The sequence below is a fragment of the Pseudophaeobacter sp. 1A16562 genome, from assembly GCF_041008785.1.
Taxonomy (GTDB): domain Bacteria; phylum Pseudomonadota; class Alphaproteobacteria; order Rhodobacterales; family Rhodobacteraceae; genus Phycobacter; species Phycobacter gallaeciensis_A.
This window is the reverse complement of the sequence record NZ_JAXGFT010000013.1, coordinates 1-21,073: the sequence shown is the minus strand read 5'-3', so window position 1 is coordinate 21,073 and position 21,073 is coordinate 1. Positions and strand designations below refer to the sequence as shown.

The 21,073-nt window shown below is 59.2% G+C and carries 19 protein-coding genes and 1 tRNA gene; 10 read left to right on the top strand and 10 right to left on the bottom strand.

Annotation, left to right across the window (positions count from 1 at the left end):
* Positions 1–65: 65 nt before the first annotated feature.
* Together SM764_RS17145 and SM764_RS17140 are read left to right on the top strand one after the other, a co-directional pair.
* Positions 66–737, top strand: coding sequence for a TetR/AcrR family transcriptional regulator (locus tag SM764_RS17145; RefSeq protein ID WP_369002306.1), 672 nt, complete (start codon positions 66–68; stop codon positions 735–737).
* Positions 738–742: 5 nt separating this feature from the next.
* Positions 743–1,885: an acyl-CoA dehydrogenase family protein gene (locus SM764_RS17140; protein ID WP_065273304.1), complete on the top strand. Its 1,143-nt coding sequence runs from the start codon at positions 743–745 to the stop codon at positions 1,883–1,885.
* Between the two features lie 15 nt (positions 1,886–1,900).
* Here SM764_RS17140 and SM764_RS17135 read toward each other — a convergent pair whose 3' ends face one another.
* On the bottom strand, positions 1,901–2,908 hold the full coding sequence (locus tag SM764_RS17135) for a hypothetical protein (RefSeq protein ID WP_369002305.1): 1,008 nt from the start codon (positions 2,906–2,908) through the stop codon (positions 1,901–1,903).
* 328 nt (positions 2,909–3,236) lie between these two features.
* Between SM764_RS17135 and SM764_RS17130 the strand changes: the two genes are divergently transcribed.
* From SM764_RS17130 to SM764_RS17120, 3 genes are all read left to right on the top strand, one after another.
* Positions 3,237–4,535 (top strand): hypothetical protein, encoded by a 1,299-nt coding sequence (locus SM764_RS17130; RefSeq protein WP_369002304.1) that lies wholly within the window; start codon positions 3,237–3,239, stop codon positions 4,533–4,535.
* Between the two features lie 207 nt (positions 4,536–4,742).
* Positions 4,743–5,528, top strand: a complete 786-nt coding sequence (locus SM764_RS17125) for an EAL domain-containing protein (RefSeq protein ID WP_274827852.1) — start codon at positions 4,743–4,745, stop codon at positions 5,526–5,528.
* A 150-nt stretch (positions 5,529–5,678) separates the two neighbouring features.
* Positions 5,679–7,289: a calcium-binding protein gene (locus SM764_RS17120; RefSeq protein ID WP_368946767.1), complete on the top strand. Its 1,611-nt coding sequence runs from the start codon at positions 5,679–5,681 to the stop codon at positions 7,287–7,289.
* Positions 7,290–7,425: 136 nt separating this feature from the next.
* On the opposite strand, the gene SM764_RS17115 is transcribed toward SM764_RS17120, so the two are convergent.
* The gene (locus SM764_RS17115; RefSeq protein ID WP_369002303.1) at positions 7,426–8,745 is read right to left on the bottom strand and encodes an ATP-binding protein; all 1,320 of its coding nucleotides are present in this window, start codon (positions 8,743–8,745) and stop codon (positions 7,426–7,428) included.
* Positions 8,746–8,834: 89 nt separating this feature from the next.
* Between SM764_RS17115 and SM764_RS17110 the strand changes: the two genes are divergently transcribed.
* From SM764_RS17110 to SM764_RS17100, 3 genes are all read left to right on the top strand, one after another.
* Entirely contained in the window at positions 8,835–9,749 is a 915-nt protein-coding gene (locus tag SM764_RS17110; protein ID WP_369002302.1) for an MBL fold metallo-hydrolase, read from the top strand.
* Between the two features lie 124 nt (positions 9,750–9,873).
* A tRNA-Asn gene (locus SM764_RS17105) sits at positions 9,874–9,948 on the top strand.
* A 101-nt stretch (positions 9,949–10,049) separates the two neighbouring features.
* On the top strand, positions 10,050–12,140 hold the full coding sequence (locus SM764_RS17100) for a tyrosine-type recombinase/integrase (RefSeq protein ID WP_369002301.1): 2,091 nt from the start codon (positions 10,050–10,052) through the stop codon (positions 12,138–12,140).
* 53 nt (positions 12,141–12,193) lie between these two features.
* Here SM764_RS17100 and SM764_RS17095 read toward each other — a convergent pair whose 3' ends face one another.
* From SM764_RS17095 to SM764_RS17070, 6 genes are all read right to left on the bottom strand, one after another.
* Positions 12,194–12,610, bottom strand: coding sequence for a hypothetical protein (locus SM764_RS17095; RefSeq protein WP_369002300.1), 417 nt, complete (start codon positions 12,608–12,610; stop codon positions 12,194–12,196).
* A gap of 11 nt (positions 12,611–12,621) precedes the next feature.
* Positions 12,622–12,999, bottom strand: coding sequence for a hypothetical protein (locus SM764_RS17090; RefSeq protein WP_368946793.1), 378 nt, complete (start codon positions 12,997–12,999; stop codon positions 12,622–12,624).
* A 217-nt stretch (positions 13,000–13,216) separates the two neighbouring features.
* On the bottom strand, positions 13,217–13,600 hold the full coding sequence (locus tag SM764_RS17085) for a hypothetical protein (protein WP_368946794.1): 384 nt from the start codon (positions 13,598–13,600) through the stop codon (positions 13,217–13,219).
* A 227-nt stretch (positions 13,601–13,827) separates the two neighbouring features.
* A complete protein-coding gene (locus SM764_RS17080; protein WP_369002299.1) occupies positions 13,828–15,216 on the bottom strand; it encodes a hypothetical protein in 1,389 nt (462 codons plus the stop codon).
* On the bottom strand, positions 15,213–17,084 hold the full coding sequence (locus SM764_RS17075; protein WP_369002298.1) for a site-specific integrase: 1,872 nt from the start codon (positions 17,082–17,084) through the stop codon (positions 15,213–15,215). Before SM764_RS17075 ends, SM764_RS17080 begins: the two co-directional genes overlap by 4 nt.
* A 17-nt stretch (positions 17,085–17,101) precedes the next feature.
* Positions 17,102–17,809 (bottom strand): helix-turn-helix transcriptional regulator, encoded by a 708-nt coding sequence (locus SM764_RS17070; protein ID WP_369002297.1) that lies wholly within the window; start codon positions 17,807–17,809, stop codon positions 17,102–17,104.
* 392 nt (positions 17,810–18,201) lie between these two features.
* Here SM764_RS17070 and SM764_RS17065 point away from each other — a divergent pair, with 392 nt between their 5' ends.
* The gene (locus SM764_RS17065) at positions 18,202–18,882 is read left to right on the top strand and encodes a hypothetical protein (protein ID WP_368946798.1); all 681 of its coding nucleotides are present in this window, start codon (positions 18,202–18,204) and stop codon (positions 18,880–18,882) included.
* On the top strand, positions 18,882–19,895 hold the full coding sequence (locus SM764_RS17060; RefSeq protein WP_368946799.1) for a hypothetical protein: 1,014 nt from the start codon (positions 18,882–18,884) through the stop codon (positions 19,893–19,895). Before SM764_RS17065 ends, SM764_RS17060 begins: the two co-directional genes overlap by 1 nt.
* Positions 19,896–20,075: 180 nt before the next feature.
* On the opposite strand, the gene SM764_RS17055 is transcribed toward SM764_RS17060, so the two are convergent.
* The gene (locus SM764_RS17055; protein ID WP_368946800.1) at positions 20,076–20,450 is read right to left on the bottom strand and encodes a hypothetical protein; all 375 of its coding nucleotides are present in this window, start codon (positions 20,448–20,450) and stop codon (positions 20,076–20,078) included.
* A complete protein-coding gene (locus SM764_RS17050; RefSeq protein ID WP_369002296.1) occupies positions 20,440–20,940 on the bottom strand; it encodes a hypothetical protein in 501 nt (166 codons plus the stop codon). The genes SM764_RS17055 and SM764_RS17050 overlap by 11 nt, the downstream gene beginning before the upstream one ends.
* Positions 20,941–21,073: the final 133 nt, after the last annotated feature.

Here is a 21,073-nt window from a genome sequence, read left to right as displayed (position 1 = left end):
GGCGAGCCCTTCCACGATTGAACCGACCGAACGTTCTGTTTTACGATTCCTCAAAGGATAGGCGCATGACACAGAAAACCGAAGACCAACCCGACGTCACCGCGCCCGGCGCTGCGGGCACAACGCGGGCCGAAACGCGGGCAGACAAGACCCGGCAGCGGATTTTCGATGCGGTCACGGACTGTCTGGACCAGTCGGGATACGCGGAAACCTCGATCAACCGGGTACAGACCGCCGCTGGTGTGTCGCGCGGGGCGCTGACCCATCACTTTCCTTCGAAAGAGGAAATGATGGTGCGCACGCTGGAACATCTTCTGGCGCCGGTGCGCGGCCCGGAACAGGCGAGCGAAAGCGGCCATATGCTGCGCAAGGGCGGCGCGGCGCAGGATCTACCTGCCGAGCTGCACCGTCTGTGGGCCCGGGTAATCAACACCCGCGAAGGTCGCGCGGTGATGGAAATCCTCGTCGCCTCGCGCACGGATGACACCCTGCGCACGCGCATCACCCCCTCGCTCTGGGATTATAACGACGCCTTCAACCGCAATATCGCCAACCTCTACACCGCCTCCTCGGGCGAGGATCTGGCGCTGCTCTGGTCGATCTGCCGTAGTTTCATGCGCGGGCTGCACAGTCAGGCACCCTATGAACGCGACCCCGAGATCATCACCAAGATGGTCGATCTGTTCGCCCGCATCATGTCGCCGCATCTGGCGACCCGCCCCGGCCCCAAGGAGTAAACCGCATGCAAAGCCCCTTTGACACCGAAGAGCGCCGTGCCTTCCGCGAGAGCCTGCGGAGCTTTGTGGCGCAGGAAATCACTCCCTTCTGCGATGACTGGGACGAAGCCGGGAAAATCCCCTGGGAGCTGCACCAGAAAACCGGGGCGCTGGGCGTCTGGGGCTTTGGCATCGACGAGAAATACGGCGGGCTTGGCTTTGACGACTGCTTCATGCGCGCCGCCTATAGCGAGGAGATCGCCCGCTGCGGCGCGGGCGGCGTCGCGGCGGCCATGGGTGGGCGTCAGATCTCGCTTGATCCCATTGCCCGGCTGGCCAGCGAAGAAATCAAGATGCAAGTGCTGCCGGAGGTGATCGCGGGGCGCAAAGGGTCTTCGCTTGCGGTGACGGAGCCGGGCGGCGGATCGGACGTCGCCAATATCACCACCACGGCGCGGCGGGATGGCAATCACTGGGTGCTGAGCGGCAGCAAGACCTTCATCACCGGCGGCATGACGTCGGAGTATTTCGTTATTCCTGCCCGCACTGGTGGGCCGGGGCTGGAGGGGATTTCGCTGTTCTTTGTCGAAGCAGACACCCCGGGGTTCACCCGCAGCGCGCTGAGCCGGAAAATGGGCTGGTGGTGCTCGGATCAGGCAACGCTGTTCCTCGATGACGTCCGCCTGCCCGCCGACCGGATGATGGGGCCGGAAAATCATGGCTTTCTGGCGGTGATGGAGAATTTCAACCTCGAACGGGTCGGGCTGATCGCCGGCATGCTGGGCATGATGAAAACCTGCCTTGAGGACAGTATCGCCTGGGCACAGGAGCGGCAGACCTTTGGCAAGCCGCTGATCCGCCATCAGGTGATCCGCCACAAGATCGCCGATATCTCGGCCCGGATCGACGCGGTAGAGGCCACGCTCAACACGATCTGCTGGCAGGTGAACGAGGGGCGGATGCCGGTGGCCGAAATCTGCAAGGCGAAGGTGTTCACCTCCAAAGCCTGCGAGTTCTGCGCCTCCGAAGCGATGCAGATACTCGGTGGTGCGGGCTATCTGCGCGGCAACCGGATCGAACGTATCTACCGAGAGGTCAAGGTGATGGCCATCGGCGGCGGATCCGAGGAAATCATGCGCGATCTGGCAGTGCGGCAGATGGGGCTGTAATCGCGCAGCGGCGCGTCATACCGCCGAGGAAAAGCTGCGTTCAGCTGCCTCGAAATTGCGGGTCAGCGGCGCCGTCAACGGCGATTGCGCCGAATAATAGGCCCCGACCCGGCACAGCTGCACTGCAAAATCGGGATGCACGCCCGCATCATCGTATTTACGCACCCGCTCCTTGTGTAGCCAGCCGCGGCGTTTAACCTCCTGCTCAATCAGCTTCAGGCGCTGTACGCAATGCAGCGTCGTGTAGACTGACAAGTAATCCATGTAGTCGGCAATGTCGTGGCCACAGCCGGTATCGAAATTCTCGATCACGATATCGGCCATCACATCGGGGGCGATTGGCCAGGTTTCATCGGCAATCAGCCAGGCCAGATCCTCGGCCCCGTGGCGTAGTCCGGCGTATTCGAAGTCGAACCAGCGCAGGTATCCGTCGTCGCCGATGGCGGCATTGCCCGACCGGCAATCCCATTTCAGGAACTGCACGCCCGGGTAATCCATCCGCTCAGCCACAGCCGCCATATCGAACTGGCGGGAGATGCCTACCGAATAGGGCTCCATCGCGGCAACCGAGCCGACAAAGGAGCCAACCCAATCCGCGTTCGAGCCCAGATGCGGCAGCATTTCCGCCAGCTTCGTCTGCCGCCCGGCCGCGTGAATACGAAAGATCGCCGCCACCGCCTCGGCCGCCAGTTCCACCTGATCCTCGGGGTCCTGCTCCATGATCTCGGCATTCAGACGCATCTCACCGGTGTCAGACTGGAACATCACGTCATCGCTGACGCCCAGAACCTGCGGAATATCGTCACAATGGGGCGCCAGCTCCTGCAGCACATGCGCCTCCAGATGGGTGCGGCGAAAGTCGGGCCGCAGCGTGGCAATCACGTTGTGATCTGGATAATGCAGCCGCAAGGATGAGCGTGAATTGCCTCCCGGAGCAGAAATCCGTTCGGGGGCCGCGCCCAGAACCATCTCAGCCTTGGCCGAGATATAGGCCTTGCGATCCTCAAAACTGCCGTCCGCCACGTCTGTCCCTCTTCACCTCAGCCTCTTTGCTCCTGTCCTGACAGCAGAAAACGGCGGTTTTCGGGACAAACAAGGGCAAAGGCCCGGAAAACGGACCGATTCGGGCGCCACTCGCTATGATTGAACATTTCAATCACTTCATTCGCAGAACAATAAGAGCCCTCAGGATGGCTTTGTTTCCTGAAATATCTGATGCACGCGCGAATTTGACTAAAATGAGACGAAAATTTGTTCCACCCCAGCGTGTTTCATATGTTCACCGTTGAGCGGCACGCCTCCCATTTTGCGCCTGCCGAAACGCATCATTTCAGATCGTAGGGGTGACAATATGACTTGGGGACATTTTTCGCACAAAGGCTGGTCCGGTTGGGGAAAAAGCAGCGGCAAGGACGCCTGCGGCAGCAACAGCTACCACAATGGCGGCGTGCGCGGCGAACACTTCGCGCGCTGGTATGACGGACATCTGTCCGACCGGTTTGGTCACGGCGGCAAAGGCCATAAAAACTGGTGGGACCGCGACGAAAAGGACGATCACGGTACGGGCGGCAGCAAGGGGACCGGTGGCAGCAAGGGCTCCGGCGGAACCAAAGGCTCTGGCGGCACCCGGGGATCGGGTGGCAAGGACGGCTGCGGCACGGGAGAAGGCACAGGTCGCGGATCAGGCGGCGGCACCGGTGGCGGCTCGAAAGGCCATCACGGCGGCAAGGACTGGTGGAACCACGGTGGCAAGAACTGGTGGGACCATGGTCGCAACGAAGATGACGATTGCGCATCCGATGGCTCTGGCGGAACCCGCGGCTCTGGCGGAACGCATGGTTCTGGCGGCACCCACGGTTCTGGCGGGACTCACGGTTCCGGCGGAACCGGCGGATGGGGCAGCGGTGGCCATTGCGGCTCCGGAGGCACGGGCGGAACCGGCGGTACAGACGGCGGCGGCGGCGAAAACACCGACGATGGCAAGACCACAATCACTTTCACCCTGGGCGAAGAAGGCGGCAGCCAGGTGGACATGTCCGTCACGCAGACGCCCGGCGGTGAGCTGTTCGTGAAACTGGATCCAACCACCTTTGACGGCCAGGAGGCTGATCTCGACGGCATGTTCTTCAACCTGAGCGACGACGGCCGCACCGATGCGCTGCACTTCTACCCGGATGAAAACGCGCTGCCGGTAACCGGCCACAGTGCATCCGCCAATTCGGAGAACACGCTGGATAACGGCGCCACTGTCTCCGAAAACTATGACGCCCACGTGCAATTCGGACAGGTGCCGGACAGCACCGAAGGGACCGTCAACAACCTCAACTTCACCCTCTGGTCCGAAGATGGCGCGCTGACGCTGCAGGATCTAGACCTCACCAATGTGTCGATTGTGGTCAACAGCGACGGTCGGGATCCGCAGGAGCTGCACGGCGGTCTGACTGATGAAGCGCAGGCGCAGGTCGAAACCGACCCGGCAGCGGTGAATGGCATGACGCTGGACAGCTGGTCCGAAACCCTTCCGGTCGCCTTTAGCCAACCCGCAACCGAACCGGATGTCATGTCTCTCATGACCCTACCGCCGGAGGATGACATGATGCCGGAAGACCCGGCTGACACGGAAGACGACATGATGGCCGAGGCTGTCTGAGGCCACGCTGCCTCACAATGAACCGAGAAGACATTGACCGGAGGCCCCCAAACGGGGGCCTCCGGCGATTTTTAGGAGCAGCATTACCGAGCCCCTTCGACGATCAACCGTTCACCTAAAAAGGAGGGTGCATCCCGCTGATGCATAAACCTTTCTTTAGGAAGAAAGGTTACACAGCTGGCCGACGGATCCTCAGGAGGTGCAGCGGTGAAACAGGAAAAATGTCAGGCCTGCCGGAATGGCGCAAAGTTCGACCTGCCCATCACCATGGCGTTCCAGCCCATGGTCGCCCTTGGCGCGGAAAAGATCTTTGCCTACGAGGCGCTGCTGCGCGGCAAGGACGGCGCTGGTCCGCGCGAAGTGTTCTCGCATGTCACTTCTGATACGCTTTACGCCTTTGACCAGAAGTGCCGCACCACATCGATCGAACTGGCAGCAAAGCTGAACCTTGCGGAAACAGGCGCACTCCTGTCGATGAACTTCCTGCCCAATGCGGTTTACGATCCTAAGGCCTGCATCCGGCTGACGCTTGAAACGGCCAAACGCACGGGATTTCCGGTGGACCAGATCATGTTTGAGTTCACCGAAACCGAACGGGTGAACACGGACAAGCTGATCGAAATCCTGACCACCTATCGCCGCCTTGGCTTCAAGACCTCCATCGATGATTTCGGTGCCGGCTATTCCGGCCTGAAACTGCTGACGATGTTCCAGCCGGATGTGGTGAAACTGGACGCCGGGCTGATCCGCAATATCGATGTCTCATCGGCGAAACAGACGATTGTTCGCAACACTATCAGGATGCTTGAGGAAATGGGTATCCTGATCGTCTGCGAAGGGATTGAAACCCAGGGCGAATACGATGCGCTATATGATCTGGGTGTGGACCTGATGCAGGGGTATCTGTTCGCCAAGCCGGGATTTGAGTCCCTCCCTGCGCCGCAATGGCCTGTCCACAGCAGCCTGTCCATGGAGAAAAGCGTGCTACGCTGAGGCACACGCCACAAGTTACCGTCACGTCATCCACTTTTTGAGCGAATTCTCCTACCTCCACCCGCTCCTATTTGATCCTGGTCACGTTCCCCGCGTACGCCCGGCTTTAAAATTGCGCTGTATTTACGGGCACGGTGAAGGAGGTTTCCCATGTATCAACTGACCGAAGACGGCGACTGGACCAACGATTTTGACTACACTCAGACCAACGTCGCAGACATCCAACCCGGTCACAGCGTCAGCGGTACCGTAGGCGGCACCGATGCAGGCGATCTGATCCGGGTCTCACTGGCCTATGATCAGCCCTACACCTTTACCCTGGAGGGCGACGGAGTTTCCTTTGAGATGCTGGATGACGGCACCGATGCCGGGGCAACAATCGACGGCAACACCATGACCTACACGGCCGAGCACCCCTCGGACTATTATAACATCCGCGTCACTGGCAGCGGCAGCTACACCGTCACCATGCAGGGCCTTCCTGCGGATTATCTGGAGGACGAGGACGCAGGCGACATGAGCGGCGCGCCAACCCTTGAGATCGGATCCAGCATAACGGGCGTCATCAATGGCAGCGCCCGCACCGGAGAGACCGACTACTATGCCTTCCACGCGATTGGCGGAATGGACTACGGGTTCTCCATGGCGCAGGCTGACTCGCCTTTTGGGGCCACGTCCGGCGGCTGGCTGGAAATCCTCGACGCGGATGGAGAGCCGGTCGACGGTGTGTCCGGCGGCGCCAGCGCCTGGGACGGATCAGTGAAGACCTTCTCGCCAGAGCTTTCCGGCACCTACTACCTCGCTGCCTGGACCTATTTCGGCTACTCCGGCGCCTATACGATCAGCAGCTATACGGACGCCGCACCGACCAACCTGGCCAGCCTCGGCACGATTTCCGCTACCGAAAGCGGTGGCTCCACAATGGTTACCCTGCGCGTTGATATCGCCGAGGCCCCCGAAAGCGATATCACGGGAACCGTCTCTGTCACCGCAGTGGACGCGGATTACTCTAAGACGGTCAACAGTTTCGACGCCGCCTTCACGCTGGAGGCAGGCCAGACCTATGTGAACGTCACCGTCCCGGTAGGCAGCAGTGCAGATTACTCAGAAGACACGATCTTTGTCGGTGATATTGCGGAAATTCGTGGTGCCGGGATCGACCAGGGTTTCCTCGCCTCAGAGAGCTTTGTCAGCGAGCTGAGCAACACCCCAACCGCGGGCGACGACGTTCTGGTCGGCACCGATGGAAAAGACCGCATTTTGGGCCTTGCGGGCGACGATGAAATTTCCGGCCTCGGCAGACGCGATACCCTGAAGGGCGGTGCTGGCCGCGACACGCTGGACGGAGACACCGGCAACGACAAACTTCTGGGCGGCACCGGTCGGGACAAGCTGTTCGGCGGCGACGGCGACGACATACTGCTGGGCGGCGGCGCCCGTGACCGGCTGTTCGGTGGCAGTGATGCCGACATCCTGGACGGTCAGGGCGGCAACGATATTCTGACCGGCGGTCGCGGTCTGGATGTCTTCGTGTTCTCCGGCGACTTTGGAAATGACAAGATCCGCGATTTCAACGCCACACGCAACGGTGAGGACATTGATCTGAGCGGGGTGGAAAGCATCACCGGCATGCGGGATCTGCGCAACAATCACATGAGCCAGGAAGGCGACGACGTGCTCATTCAAGATGGCAACGGCAATTCGATCACGCTGCTGGACGTCGATATGGCCGACCTAGGTGTGGGCGATTTCATCTTCTAAGCCTGAAACCAAAAACGACAACGGGTCTGCCAGGCGCAGGCCCGTCCTTCCAGACAGAGATTGGAAAGTTCAGCCGCCCTGCCCTTTTTAGTTTTCAAGCCTTCCTAGTTCTCAAACGCGCGCCGCCGCAGCGGGTCTAGCGTGCGATCACGATATCGGCCTGCAACCCGCCCAGTTCGGCGCTTTCGGTCAGGCGCAGCGTGCCGCCATGCGCCCGCGCCACATCCACAACGATGGCAAGCCCCAGTCCAACCCCGGTTCCAAGGTTCTGATTGCGCGCAGCATCCAGCCGGGTAAAGGGACGTATCGCATCACCGCGCTGCGCGGGGTCGATACCGGGACCGTCATCCTCGACCCGGATGCGCAGGGATTTTTCCGTCAAAGTCACAGAGACCCGCGCCCGGCTGCCATATCGTACCGCGTTCGAGACCAGATTTTCCACCGCCCGGCGTATCGATTGCTGGCGCAGCATCACGGTGCCAGACCCGCTCAGCTCTCCCAGCATCACATCCTTGCCTTGCCGCTGCCAATCCTCGACGATGGCATGCGCCATTTGCATCGGATCCACCGGTTCAGGCTCGCCTGTTGACGCACCGCGGGAGAAATCCAGAAAGGCATCCAGAAGCGCCTGCATTTCATCGACATCACGCAACAGCGGCTCCGCTTCCTCTTCGTCCAACATCGCCAGCCCCAACTTCAGCCGTGTCAGCGGCGTGCGCAGATCGTGGCTCACCCCTGACAGCATCAGGGTCCGCTGCTCGATCTGCCGCTCGATCCGGGCGCGCATATCCACGAAGGCGCTGCCAGCGGCCCGTACCTCTGTCGCGCCGCGCGGCGAATAAGGGATCATCCGTCCCCGGCCAAAGGCCTGCGCCGCATCCGCAAGCCGCTTGATCGGGCGCAGTTGGTTGCGCAGGTAGATGAAAGAAATCAAAGCCATGAAAAGGCCGAAGAAAACCATCGTCACGATCAGCTGATGCGGCGCTGCCGCCGTCAACCGCCGCCTGTCCACCCGCAGTTCCATCCTGCCAAGGTCGGTATCCAGGAACACCTTGACCTCGCGGTTATCGGGAAACTGCGCCGCGACAAATCCTGTCAAATCCTGCTGCATCTTGTCCCGGACAACGCGGCCAGAGAATTCGTACCACCCCACCAGATCCTGCGGGTCAGGTTCATCCTCCTCAAGGAACCGTGCCCCCATCTGCAGAGGCTGCAGGAACGGAGCAATCCGCACCAGCATGTCCTGTTGGCTTTCCGCGCCTGCGCCCTGCTGTTGCAGCAATGCGATCTGCTGCATCACCGTGGCCGTCATCTGGGTGGTCACATCCTCCAGATCCCGTTTGATAAAGACGATGGAGACCACAAGCTGCATCGACACGATAGGCACGATCAGGATCAGCGCCGCCCGGCCATAAAGGCTCCGTGGAGAATATTGTTTGAGCCTTTGCAAGAACATGCGCTAAGCCTACAGGGTCGCCCCATGGCTGTGAAGGCACCCGGCAAGCTTTTGCCCGCGCGCCAGCAACAAAAGGAACGGATACCCGAATGCAGGCTCCAGACGATTTCAATCCCGCCCCCGGTCGTGCCGAAGAACTGCAACCGGGTGTGCGCCGCATTCTGGCCCCGAACCCCTCGCCAATGACCTATCGCGGCACCAACACCTATCTGATCGGAACCCGGGATCTGGCGGTGATCGACCCAGGTCCGGTGCTGCCAGAGCATCTGGAGGCGATTTTGGCCGCAGTGGGCCCTGATCAACGTATCGGCCATATCATCGTCACCCATGCGCATGTGGATCACTCCCCCCTTGCCGACGAGCTCAGCCAGCGTACCGGCGCGCCGGTCTATGGTTTTGGCCCGGCCAGCGCAGGCCGGAGCCCGGCGATGCAGCAACTGGTCGCGCAAGGCATGGCGGGCGGCGGCGAAGGCATCGACACCGAGTTTACGCCTGACATCCCGGTGGCAGATGGCGATGTGATCTCCGGTGAGGGCTGGAACCTTGAGGTGCTGCACACGCCCGGGCATCTGGGCAACCACATCGCGCTGGCTTTTGGGGATGCCTGTTTCACCGCTGATCACGTGATGGGCTGGGCCAGTTCGCTGGTCTCGCCGCCCGATGGCGATCTGACCGACTTCATGGCTTCCTGCCGCAAGCTGCGCGCCCGCGACTGGCGGATCTTCTATCCCGGCCACGGCGCCCCGATCACGGACCCTGCCGGACGTCTCGACTGGCTGATCGCCCACCGCGAAGCCCGCGAAGCCGCCATCATCGATGCGCTGCGCTCCGGCCCGGCCAGCCCGGGGGATCTGGCCGCCCGGATCTATACCGAAACCCCGGCGGCCCTATTGCTCGCTGCCGAGCGCAACGTTCTGGCCCATCTCATTGACCTAATGGGAAAATCCCGCGTAGCCCCGGTCGGTGACCTGAGCGCAACCGCAGAATTCAGGCTGCTGGGCTGATCCCTGGACGACCCTGCCCCAGAGCGGTTTTCGGTCCCGGAATGTGCGATCCGATGTTATTTGCATTTTTTTCGCCTCCCCCTCTGGACGCCCCCACGCAGGGCCGCTATACGGCGCGAACCGTTCCGGCGTAGCTCAGCGGTAGAGCAGTTGACTGTTAATCAATTGGTCGTAGGTTCGATCCCTACCGCCGGAGCCAATCCTCCCGCAAGGGATTTTTTGTTGTACAAAGCTTTGCACAAAGGCTTGCACGGAATTCCCGCCCCCTTGCCTGGCACCTCCCAACCGACGGAGGCGCATTTGGCCATTTCCCAACCCCACCTCGAAAGACGCAAGACAGGTTTCTTCTGGCGCCGGCGTGTGCCGGCGCGGGCATCAAACCGGTTCAAACCAACTTTTTTCTGTTTTCCGCTGCGAACGCACGTCCCCCGCGAAGCCGCAGAGCTTGCCCGACGATTGACTTCGATCAGCGAGCTCTGCTTCGACGCGGAGACCGAAGTGCGCCCGGAAATTTTCACATCCATTCTGACCGGATATGCCCGGTTTGAAATCGACGCATTCGACCACCTGCGCGCCCTTTCCGGGCCGCGCACCCGGCAGGCCGCAGAAACCGCGCTGGAAATCGAAGCCGCCGCCAGGGCCTCCCTCAGGGATGCCATCTTCCTGTGTGATCACTCCGTGGCCATTTCTCCCATCCATGATACGGCTCGCCGCCTTGGCCTGGAGATTGAAGAAGACGATGAGGATATTCCGGTCCTGATGGCCAGGATGGTACGTCTGATGGTCGAGATCAGCGAAGAAAAGGACCGCCGTGCCAAGGGCATATTCTCAGATACCCAGCCCTATCTTCAGATGGCGCTGCACACTGAAAGGCCCTCTCCGGCTCCTCAGCATGCTCGCTGCATGGATCCAGCCCCGGAATCCAGTGAATTTCTTCCGGAACAACCAGCTCTCAAGGCGGAAGAAACGGGGCCTGCCAACTCCATTCAGACTGTCAGCGTTGACGAAACCAAGCAAAGCGACGAAATCCAGAAAAGTGACTTGTTTTTTCAACGCGCCGGGCTGAAAATCTCCGTGAGCAACGAACCGACGCCCCCAGCCCGCACCCTTGATGGAAGCCCAGCGAGCCTCCTCGACCTTTGGGATGGGTGGTTCAAGGCCAAGGAGAAAGGTCAAAGGCAGGAAGGCGCCTATGAATTTGAGGACGCGGAACTGGGGGAAAATTTCACCAGGAATTCTGATACCGTTCAATCCACGCGAAAGCTGATTGCGGACATGTTTGGAACCCAGCCGATCGACCAGATGCTGGACAGCGATTGGAAAGCATTCAATGACATGCTCTTTCAACTACCCCAAGGCCATGGGAAATCTCCGCTGCACAAGAAATTGCACTGCTCCGAGATCATCACTCGGGCGCGGAAAAAAGCCGAGCAGGAAATGCGCAAAGCTGAACTGAGGATCAAGAAGCAGAAGCTATCTGACGACGCAGCCGAAGCCCTGCGGCACAAAGCAACACTGAAGACCCTGGCACCGCGTACCGTGCAGCGGCATCAGGCCTATCTGAACATGGCCATCAACCATGCCGTCGATAAGGGCGTCATTTCCCACAATCCCTTCAAGCGATATGTGCTCAGCGAAAAAACAATTACGGAATTGCGGAAGGCGCGGCCTGACACGTCCCGGAAGCTCTGGCATGACGATTTCCAGGTCATGCTGGCCACGGACAAATGGAATTCCCCAAAGACCCGGATCAACGACCACATCTACTGGGTTCCCTTGATCAGCCGCTTGCATGGTCTGCGGAGTGAAGAGGCCCTCCAACTGGGACCAAAAAACGTGCGGTCCGAGGATGGGATCCACTATTTTGACATTCTAAAAGGAACCGGCACGAGCCTGAAAAGCAACAATGCGCGCCGGCTCATACCGATCCACTCCCAGCTGATCGAACTTGGCTTCCTGGAACTCGTTGCGCATCAGCGCAAACTCGGCCGATCGCGGCTGTTCGACCAGGTGTCGCGCTCAAAGACGAAGAAGGCGAACTTCACGGCAAACTTCACCAAGAATTTCACCTATTACCGCAAAAGCCGGGGAATCTACTGCGAGCGCATGGACCTGCATGCATTGCGTACCAGCTGCAACACGAAGATGGTCGAAAACGCGCTGCCGGATACTGCTCGCCGTTATCTCATTGGCCACAAGAACGGGGATGTGGGCATCATCAATTATTTGCCTGAAGGATTTCCACTCAAAACCCAGAAGGCATATATCGAGATGGACCAGATCGACATCTCGATGATCACCAGGCGTTTCGGCAAGGCGGAAAAGCCACGCAAAGGCCCCTACCTTGCGGTTGAAGACGGTGTTGAAGTGCCGAAACCGAAATCGGCCTGACAGCATGGATGCCGAATGGACCGCACCCCCGCAAAGCGGAGGTGCGGCCGTTCTCAACTGAACTGATCGGCGATGATCCTGGCACGGCGCATATCTATCACATGCTGGCGGGCATGTTTGAACGCCTTCCATTGCTCGATCAGATCCCGGCACCGCTGAAGCTCCGTGGTGCGCAACTCGTCGCCGCTTGTGTTCCGATAAAGGGCTCGGGTGCCGCACCCCTCGAGACGATCGTCGAGACACTGGACGATGGCCTTTTCGATCAGCTCGAGTATGGTTTCGTCCCGGCTGTCGTACAGAATTCCGTCTTCCAGCCGGTCGAGTGTTGGTGCCAGTTGTCTCAGCCGCAGGCCGTCAGCCTCAATGCTGGTCTCTCGCCATTCCTGCGCAAACCAGCGGGCAGTTTTCACCGCCCGCAGTGCCGCACGTTCCAGAGGCGTTTCCGGATCGAACTCAGTATCATACTGCATTTGAACCTCCCTTACGCGGCGATGCCGAAATCGAAGACCGGCAGATCAGACGCAGCATCGATTGCGCGCATGTGATCTTCCAGGCGGTCTGTCAAAAGACAGATCTCCTCAACCATCGGATCCATGGGATCGATTTCTGCGAAGAGCGCGGTTTCGAGGCGCAGCGGGTCACCAACGTATTTCAGGGTGAACAGCTCGTGCAGGGCGACGAGATCGAGACGGGCACGACGGGTCAGCTGCCGGGTCAATCCCAGATGATCCAACAGATACTGAACGCGTTTGAGGGCCTTTCCGCCCCCCAAAACGAGGGCAGCATTCTGCAGGCCCTCATTGTTCTCAGAAAGAAAGAGAAAGAGGGCTTGAACGGCAGGTGAAAGGGATGTGTGCATAGCGCGGCTCCTTGATAGTGGTTTGCTGCCACAAAGGACAGCTCAAGAAGGGGGCGGAGCGTCGCTGTGTTGTTCCTGTTCAGTTTTCGAATGACTTTGTTTTCTGCGCGGTCTCAACCTGAGGACTGCGCGGAAAACAAAGGTCTTCGATCTCTTCGTGATTGTGGGTTCGGCCAGATAATCAAATTCTCCTTCGGCATCATCACCGATGCATGCCTCATTCCTTGCTTTCTTTGATCCCTGTTAGCCATACCCGGGCCAGTTTGGCGGCATCTTCACCTGCGCGATGAACCGTCGTTTCATTCGCCAGATGGCTGTACACGTCATGCAGACGTCCTGGAGCAATCTGACCGTCCATTTCCGAAAAGGCCCACCAGACCGCACGATCAAAGTCGTCGAGCGTGATATCCGGTGCTCCACCGATGGATTGCATCAGACGGTCGAGCCAACGCTGATCGAATTCCGGCGCATCGCTGACAACGCGTTTTCCTTGGAGCTTGCCCCGAAGCCACATTGCTACACTTCCCGCCGTTTCCGCCTCATTCAGGGCGCCCCTGGGGATGCCGTGCACCTTCTCGCTTGCCGGATGCCAGTCATCCATCGACCAAGACGGCTCCGGACGGATGAGCTTCGCCTCGGCAGCAACCCGTCCGCTGTCCACCCAAGCGATACCAACCTCGATGGGCTAGCTTTTGGGCGCCAGACTTGACGCTTCGAAATCGATGAAAACAGGTTCCATGGTTCTTCCTTTTCTCAGGGGTGGAGGAGGCTTTTCAGCGCATTCTCACCTCGAGGGATGCGCTGAAAAGCGCGCCTCCAATCCCCGTTTCAGGTGAATTCAAAGAGCATCAGGTGCACGGCGCCGATCATATCCTCAAAGGCTTTTTGTCCTTGCAGACGCTGTGCTTTTGCAACCATTTGGTCCTGGTAGTCCGCGGCTGTCCGGGGTGATTTCTGGCCGTTGGCCGCCAGGGCCATGTCCGTTCCGGCAGCCCCCAACTCAATACCGAGAAAGGTGTGCAGGATGGTCCGGGCAATATGCTCGCCGGTTCCGAAAACACTGCGCCAGCAATCGGATATATAATTGTACCCCACACCTACCCCGTCGTTTCGCACGAAGAGCGGCCGATTGGACGTCAGGCAGCCATTGCGCATCTGGTCGAGCCAGGCCTCGTCACACCCCCTGAGGATCAGGGCATCAATGAATACATTCAGCCGCGGATCAATTTCCGCGTCATAAGTCTCATCATCCTTGGACAGGGTGATGTGCAGCTCATATCGCCCTTGCCGCCACGACAGGTGCTCCCCGAATACAAGCCGCGTATCCGCCAAGCGGACCGGCAGCACCGAAAACAGCGCCAAAGCAGCGGCGGTGTTTCTCAACGCCTGGCGCGAGCGTGGGCATGTCAGGCTTTCCGCCTCCTTCAGAAAGTCCTCCGCGCGGCCGATGATCGCTACCGGCGAATATCCGGTTTTCTGCAGCTTTTCATACTTCTTCTTTGGAGCTTTGCGGGCTTGATCCCCAGCCTTTCGCAGGAGCTGCGACAATAGCTCCTGCGCCTCCTGGTCGGCGCCGGCATAGCGGGCACATTTCTTCAATGCAGAGAAAGAGGCCAGCTGTGTCGCGGCGGCCAGCCCGCGTCCACGCATGTCGCGGGTGAAGGCCTTCACTGCCTCAACCGAGATTTCCTCCGGCACCCCGGCCTTTCTGGCCGAACAGGCCAGCTGCCTCAGCTTCATTCTGTATGTCGGGATCATTTTGGGAGACGGTGCAATGACACCGTCCCCGTCAAAGCCCGCCGCCATGTCTGCCAGCGCGCCTTTCCAGTGTTCTGGCAGTTCCTCCTCCGGAATCGACACCCTGAGCTTGCGCCGCCTCGGCGCCGTGGCCGCCGGCTTCCGGGTCTGCGCCTCTTTCCGGCGGATGGCGTCGGTCAGGACGAGGATGGCGGGCTGGGCCGGGAAAACCGCCTGCATCGCCTTTTTCAAGGCGCGCAGGCGGTTGGCGGACCGATACCCGGCATCGAATGACAGGCAGTCCGAAACCGAAAGTTCCCATATCGAAGCAATCTGCCTGCCTTCAATGAAGGCGAGGAAATCATCGAGGACACGCAATTGCGGCGCGGTGACAGCCCTCATGTTCAGCGTTGCGGCCAAGGGATCCCATCGCGGGTGCTGCAGGATTTCCGGAACGGTCCGGCGATCAGGTTTCTTCATGCCTTCAGCCTCGTCAGATCGAGCACGTATTTTTGCACCTCGGAGCGCTGCACGCGTTTGTTGACCCAGCCATAGTTTTTCCTGGCAGCGCCGACTGTATCGTCGAGCAGCCGCTCGAGCAGGTCCCACCTTCCCGGGTTGGCTTCGATCAGCAGCGAGGCCAAGCCGTGGCGGAAATTATGCGGGGTCATCGGCAGGCCGGCAGCACGGGTTTCGCGCTTGAACCAGCCGAGAAAGGTCTCGTAGGGCAGATTGCCCTCCGCAATTATCCCGGGAAACAGGAAATCGCTGCTATCTGCACCCGGATACAGCGGACGGATCGTTTCCATGTACCATTCGATCACTTCGAGCCCGTTCAGGTTGCCGCGTTCGATCGGCGCCCAGATCTCACTGTCGTTCTTGGTGTGCTCCGGCGACAGCGTGATTGTCGCGTGATCAGTCATCCTGCCCGGCAGGTGGAATGTGATGTTGTCGCCGCGGATCACAAGCGCCAGCGCGTTGTCGATGCGGATCGGTGCGCCGCGGGTTTCGAGCGCGCAGACGGCCGCCACCGAACCGACGGAACGCACCTCCTCGATTTCACTCCCGGTCATTGCTCGCCCATCCGCCGAGGATCTGTTGAGGAGCTCTTGGGCCCGATTGCGCAGCTGCACGTGCAGGGAAAGGAAGGTCAGGGTCAATTTCTGCGATCCCAGCAGAGTTTCACAGAAAGTCCGCGCGCCGGGTGACATATGGCTGCCCTGCTTCTTCCCCTGCTTCAAAAACCGGTTGTTTGCGAGCTGCGCCTTAATCGCATCCGGCGGCAGGCCGTTTCGCGCCATCACGACATAGATGGCCTTCAGGTAGTCATGTGCCGTTCGGGCGGTGATCCTGCCGGCCCCATCCATGTCAGACGACCACCTGCGCACGACCTGGACTGCATTTTCAGGAGAAAGAAGTTCCCTCAGCCCGATGTCCGTCTCCAGACCAGCGCATTCCGACAGGGTGCTGACGAACTTGCGCAGCGCTGCGGTCTTGAAGGACTTGTCATCCTCAGAGGTCCCTTCCTCGTATCTATCCTCGACCGGATCGTATTCTCCACGCGTCGCGTTGAGCACCCAGTCTCTGATTTCGGCGGCGACGTGATCCGGGATACCCGGCAGGATGTTGGCACGCAGAACCGCGGGTTCGGCAAACGGCTCAGGTGGAAGCAGCGGCCGTACCGACGACAGGTACCGGAAATGATTCAGTTGCCGAAGAGCGGATTGCAGGGATTTCCATTCATTTGATCCCAAACGTGTCCGAAGCCCGGACAGCCATTGCTGGGAAATTTGGCTGGGCTCCTTGCCATGCTGCCGGGCAAGATCGGACAGCTTCCGGATAGGAATCAGCACTTGGTGCGGATACATCGCCTCTTCGGGCATGCCGGTGAGCGGCTCCAGAGCACCGATCAGCTCCGCCCAGGCGTCTTGCCGCGCCCAGCGCTCCTGTTCTTCCGCAATCTGGCCGGTAGCGCCCTTAATGGCGGCCTGTACCTTGCGCCGCCAGGCTTTGTAGGCCTTTTCCGTCTTACCAAGACCAGGCCTGTAACCCTTCAGCGGGAAGCGTTTGTGAAACTCTTCGAGATCGGCAGGGATATCACGGAGGGCACGGTGATCATACCGCTCCTCGCATTTCTTCACTGGATTGACGTAGTCGTCCTTATTGTACGCGATGGTCCAGTCCAGCACGTCCTGCATGGTCACCGGCGCGATGGGTGTGAAAAAGCTCATGAAGACCTCTTTTCTTGTCCGCTGAATGACAAATTGGCCGTTATTCCAAAAACCGAAGCCGAAAATGACCAATAATCCTCCACTTGCCGGAACCGAAATTTCGGGGGCGTTTGTCATTTTGTCCGCTCGGCCTGTCATCTGTCCGTTGTTCGGCCAATTCCCTGCCCAGGTGTCATTTTCGCGGGAGTGTTGCTGATGAAATTGGCATGGCGGCACCCTGCTGGCAGACAAAAGAAAACCTCCTTTCCGGGTGCGGAAAGGAGGTAGGTCCCGGGAGGAGTTTCAGGAAATCCCGGTTCTGGTTCAGCCTGGTTTGGGCGGTACCATGAACAAGGCAGCTGCTGAGGGTGACGGAGACAATGCGGCCTCGGCCTCTCTGCGTGCTTCTTTGGCCGCTCCAGTTTTTTTGCCTGTCCTGGGATGAACGACAGTTTCTTCTGTTCCCGGCCGAAGAGCAGCTGTTCCCCCAGGAGCCAGCTTTCGATCTCTGCCGGGAAAAACAAGCGCTTTCGCGGACCAAGCTCGATATACGCCGGAATGGATTTATCCCGGTGTTCACCATTGCTGCGGCGGCGCGTTGTCTTTGCGCTCTCTCCCAGCTTAGCGGCCACCTGTTTCAGATTCAGCAACGGGATTTTGAGATCCTCCAGATTTTCTGCAGTCTTGAGATCAAGACCAAGCGCGCGCCAGATCCTGATCCAAGGATAACCCCGGCCCCGCTTCGGGACACCCATTGCTGTCATGACATCCCGCACAGCAGTGCGATCCAAGCGGAAAAATTCGGCAAGTTCTTCAACCGTCGCCAAGTCCGGCTTTTCGATTGCTGGCTCTGAATGTGGCATCTGCTCTCCTCAGCTGGGGAGGAGATGGGTCCAGAGCGACTTTCAAGAAAATGGTTTCAGATGGGACCGGTAGCATTTGACGGATGAGTGGCGCAGAGTGGTCTTGGGGAGCCGGATCTGACTGGTCCTTGGCACCGGCCCTGTGCTGGCTGCGCGCTTCACCTCTTCCAATCTGAAATCGGGAACTGTCACGAAACTGAGAACCTGCTTGTTTCAGGATGAACACGGCTTTTGGCCGGATGTGGTTTTCCCTTCCAAACACGGGGTGCCGCTGAAAAAAGGAAACGTGGCGACCGAAAGAACTTGAAGGGCGTTCACTGCCCTGGGCAATATGCAACTGATCTGAGGACAACTATTTTGACCACCCCGCATTAAGGCCCAAGCGATTCAATATGACAATGCCAGAGCCCGCCTTCCCGCTCGACCCGGCTGCCGAGCTTGAAATGATCCGATGGAAGCAGGCACGCTTCGAGGAAATCACCCAAGTTGTTGAAAACGCTCTACCCGAGCTCATGGCGGACATCGAAGAAACCGTCATTTCGATGTCGACACTCACGGCGAGCAAGGCACAGGTCTTTCCTGATGGTCCATGGAAAGACCTCTTTGAGCCTTGGGCAAAAAAGACCGCCAGGCTTGTCGAGGCGCAAATGGAAAAGGAAATTGGAGAGCTCGCAGCGTCATCTTCCGAGAAGGGCACGCTTGGCGAGGCTTTGCGTGTTGCGCGCCCCGCCCTTGCCGGGGCAGGGGTGCTTGCGGCCTCTCTTGCCGCCATCCCCTCCGTTGTTTCGCTTGCCACAATCACCACCACGTCCTTCTTCGTCCTGTCGACCACCACCATTTCGTGGCCGATCATTGCTGTGGGCGGTGCTGGTCTTGCCGTGACCTCATTTGCCGGCAGCAAGGGCGTCAAATGGCTTGAGGACAAAAACCGCGTACGGCTTGTGAACCGCCTGCAAGGGCGCGCCCTGACCGCGACGCTGGGTCATGGTCTCGCGCCGGGCGAGCGCAGTCTCGTGACCGATCTCCAAGCCGCCACACTGCGTCGCCTCGAAGCAAAATTGGAGTCCGTCTGATGCCCCTTCTCTACGATATACCTCTGAAGGTTGCTGGTCGGATCGCGTCCGGTGAGGCTGAAATCGTCGGCGCGCTCATCAAGGAGGTCGCGTCTGGCAGGATCCTGGCGCATGTCCAGCCGACCCAGGGTTTTCTCGATATTTTCGTTCAAACCGGCGGCGCCATGGCGCAATCCGGTTTTTCGCCCCTTGGGATCATCGCTGCCATTCAGGGAGAACAGATCAAGTCTGGTATCGAAAGGCTTGAGCTGGGACTGGGTCTTGTTCAAAATCTGCAGATTGCCAACATGGCGCTGACCGGAGTCGGAATTGGCGTGTCGGTCGCCGGGTTTGCGGTCATGAACATGCGCCTGAATGCGATCGAGAACAATCTTGGGCATTTGCGCCAGGACGTCCGGGAAATCGGCAAGATGATCCAGGCCTCCGAGATACGCCGTCTGTTCAGCGACATCCGCGCGGCACTCAAGGATCTTGACAGCGTCACAACGCGAACCGACCATCTTGCCCTTGCAAGCAGCCTGCAAAGGCAATTTTCGTCTCATGTCAGCGCACTCAATGACCTTTTGACCGAAGCCATGGCCATCGGCAACGAGACCCGCCTGCCCATCGAGCGGCTGGATCTGATCTGGACACTGAGCTCGGCCAAGTGGCTTTGCGAAGGCGCCGAGCTGCGGGCCCTCTTCGTGTCCGAGGACTTGGCCCATGCGGACGACTACGCGGGACGCTACATGAACGACAATCTTCGTTGCCTGGACCAGCTGAACCCGGATGCCATGACCCGATTGGTTGCCGCTGGCGAAACAAACCTGGCAAAGATCGTGGCCAAACGCCGCGAGGCAGCCGGGCTTGTCGGCAAGATCGCCGATGGCTTTGAAAGGGCCGTGGAAAACCTCGGTGAGCAGCAATCTCTGGCACGTGCACTCGCCGATGCGGGGACCGGCGGCAGGGCGTTTATTCAAGCTGCCAAACAAGAAACCAATAGCCTGTTTCTCGTTATCGTGCCTGAACAATAGCGCAGTGGCTTCGGCTGCGCCCAACTGTGGCCGGACAGGGGAGGCCGGCCGCCTATTGCAATCAACCGTGCCTCAGCAAACATAATACCGCGAACCAGCGTTAAACTGAGGGCTGCCAAACAGTTAACGAAGCAAACCAGCGGTTATGGGCCATGATTGTTTATCGAACCCGTCATGGTTTCACGCTCCTGGCCCCAACCTCGCCTCGAACCCATCGATGACTTGGAAGGTGCAACCCATCTCGCGCGCCACTTCCTGCATCGCATTTGCGTAGCGCAACCAATACGCAGAGCCCGTGGATCGTTTATCAAGATCATCGAGAAATGCCACGATCGTGCTCTTATGGAAATCCAACGGAAGGTCCTGGGTAACCGCCAAATCAATAAACCTGACCATTCCATGGAGAGCAGGTTTATGGAGGTATCCTTTTAGGCCGGTTTCCCCAGCTTCAATCGCCTTTGCCTGAGTTACAAACTTCTCTGGTGCTTCCATCGCGGCGAGCCGTTCGCTGATCCGCCCGGCACGCACGAATTTCCCCGTCTGCTTATCTTTCATCTTTGTCTTTCTTTCCCCTTCTTGGTTGCACCAGCTGTGGATTCCATTGGTGGAGGAAGGGTAGGACTTTAGAGAAGTATTCCTTTTTCATACCTGGCTTAAGCTGAAGACCTTTTGTTTTGTCCGCGATCTCGGAGATTTCCTCTAACACAAACTGGCGTGCGAGTTTGGCAGTTTCCAGGTTAAATTGGCCCGGGAACGCAACAGCAAAGCAACGCCAATACCAGGCGACCGCGAACCGGTACTGGCGCAGAGTTGCCTCCGCTACGGGTCTACGACGCCGCCCCCGGAACCCGATAGGCTCCCCAGCAGCCAGAAGACCAACCCATTCCTCAAAGTCCGCCTTGAAGCGCGGCGGCAAGGGCTGTTCTTCGTTAGGAGAAGGTTTGAACTGGAGCTGTCCAATCGGTGTTTCAGTCAGACCGAACTCCTCACGAATTTCAGGATCAGCGCGAGCTTTCTCAAAAGCGGCGACACCAGACCTGAACATGGCGCGTTGAGAATGACCTGCCCCCCGAGGCTCCCTTATTCATAACGAGAGTCTGCGGGTCTGGTTTTCATATTCTCCGTCGTCTGATTGGGCAAGCGCGCCGGGCGCGGAGCCCTCAAATTGCTCAAGCGTC

Coding starts and splice junctions, on each gene's coding strand:
- SM764_RS17075 (WP_369002298.1), bottom strand. CDS start 17,084: ATGACAAACGCCCCCGAAATTTCGGTTCCGGCAAGTGGAGGATTATTG.
- SM764_RS17050 (WP_369002296.1), bottom strand. CDS start 20,940: ATGTTCAGGTCTGGTGTCGCCGCTTTTGAGAAAGCTCGCGCTGATCCT.
- SM764_RS17110 (WP_369002302.1), top strand. CDS start 8,835: ATGCAGGCTCCAGACGATTTCAATCCCGCCCCCGGTCGTGCCGAAGAA.
- SM764_RS17145 (WP_369002306.1), top strand. CDS start 66: ATGACACAGAAAACCGAAGACCAACCCGACGTCACCGCGCCCGGCGCT.
- SM764_RS17060 (WP_368946799.1), top strand. CDS start 18,882: ATGCCCCTTCTCTACGATATACCTCTGAAGGTTGCTGGTCGGATCGCG.
- SM764_RS17130 (WP_369002304.1), top strand. CDS start 3,237: ATGACTTGGGGACATTTTTCGCACAAAGGCTGGTCCGGTTGGGGAAAA.
- SM764_RS17070 (WP_369002297.1), bottom strand. CDS start 17,809: ATGCCACATTCAGAGCCAGCAATCGAAAAGCCGGACTTGGCGACGGTT.
- SM764_RS17085 (WP_368946794.1), bottom strand. CDS start 13,600: ATGGATGACTGGCATCCGGCAAGCGAGAAGGTGCACGGCATCCCCAGG.
- SM764_RS17090 (WP_368946793.1), bottom strand. CDS start 12,999: ATGCACACATCCCTTTCACCTGCCGTTCAAGCCCTCTTTCTCTTTCTT.
- SM764_RS17120 (WP_368946767.1), top strand. CDS start 5,679: ATGTATCAACTGACCGAAGACGGCGACTGGACCAACGATTTTGACTAC.
- SM764_RS17055 (WP_368946800.1), bottom strand. CDS start 20,450: ATGAAAGATAAGCAGACGGGGAAATTCGTGCGTGCCGGGCGGATCAGC.
- SM764_RS17065 (WP_368946798.1), top strand. CDS start 18,202: ATGACAATGCCAGAGCCCGCCTTCCCGCTCGACCCGGCTGCCGAGCTT.
- SM764_RS17095 (WP_369002300.1), bottom strand. CDS start 12,610: ATGCAGTATGATACTGAGTTCGATCCGGAAACGCCTCTGGAACGTGCG.
- SM764_RS17080 (WP_369002299.1), bottom strand. CDS start 15,216: ATGAAGAAACCTGATCGCCGGACCGTTCCGGAAATCCTGCAGCACCCG.
- SM764_RS17140 (WP_065273304.1), top strand. CDS start 743: ATGCAAAGCCCCTTTGACACCGAAGAGCGCCGTGCCTTCCGCGAGAGC.
- SM764_RS17115 (WP_369002303.1), bottom strand. CDS start 8,745: ATGTTCTTGCAAAGGCTCAAACAATATTCTCCACGGAGCCTTTATGGC.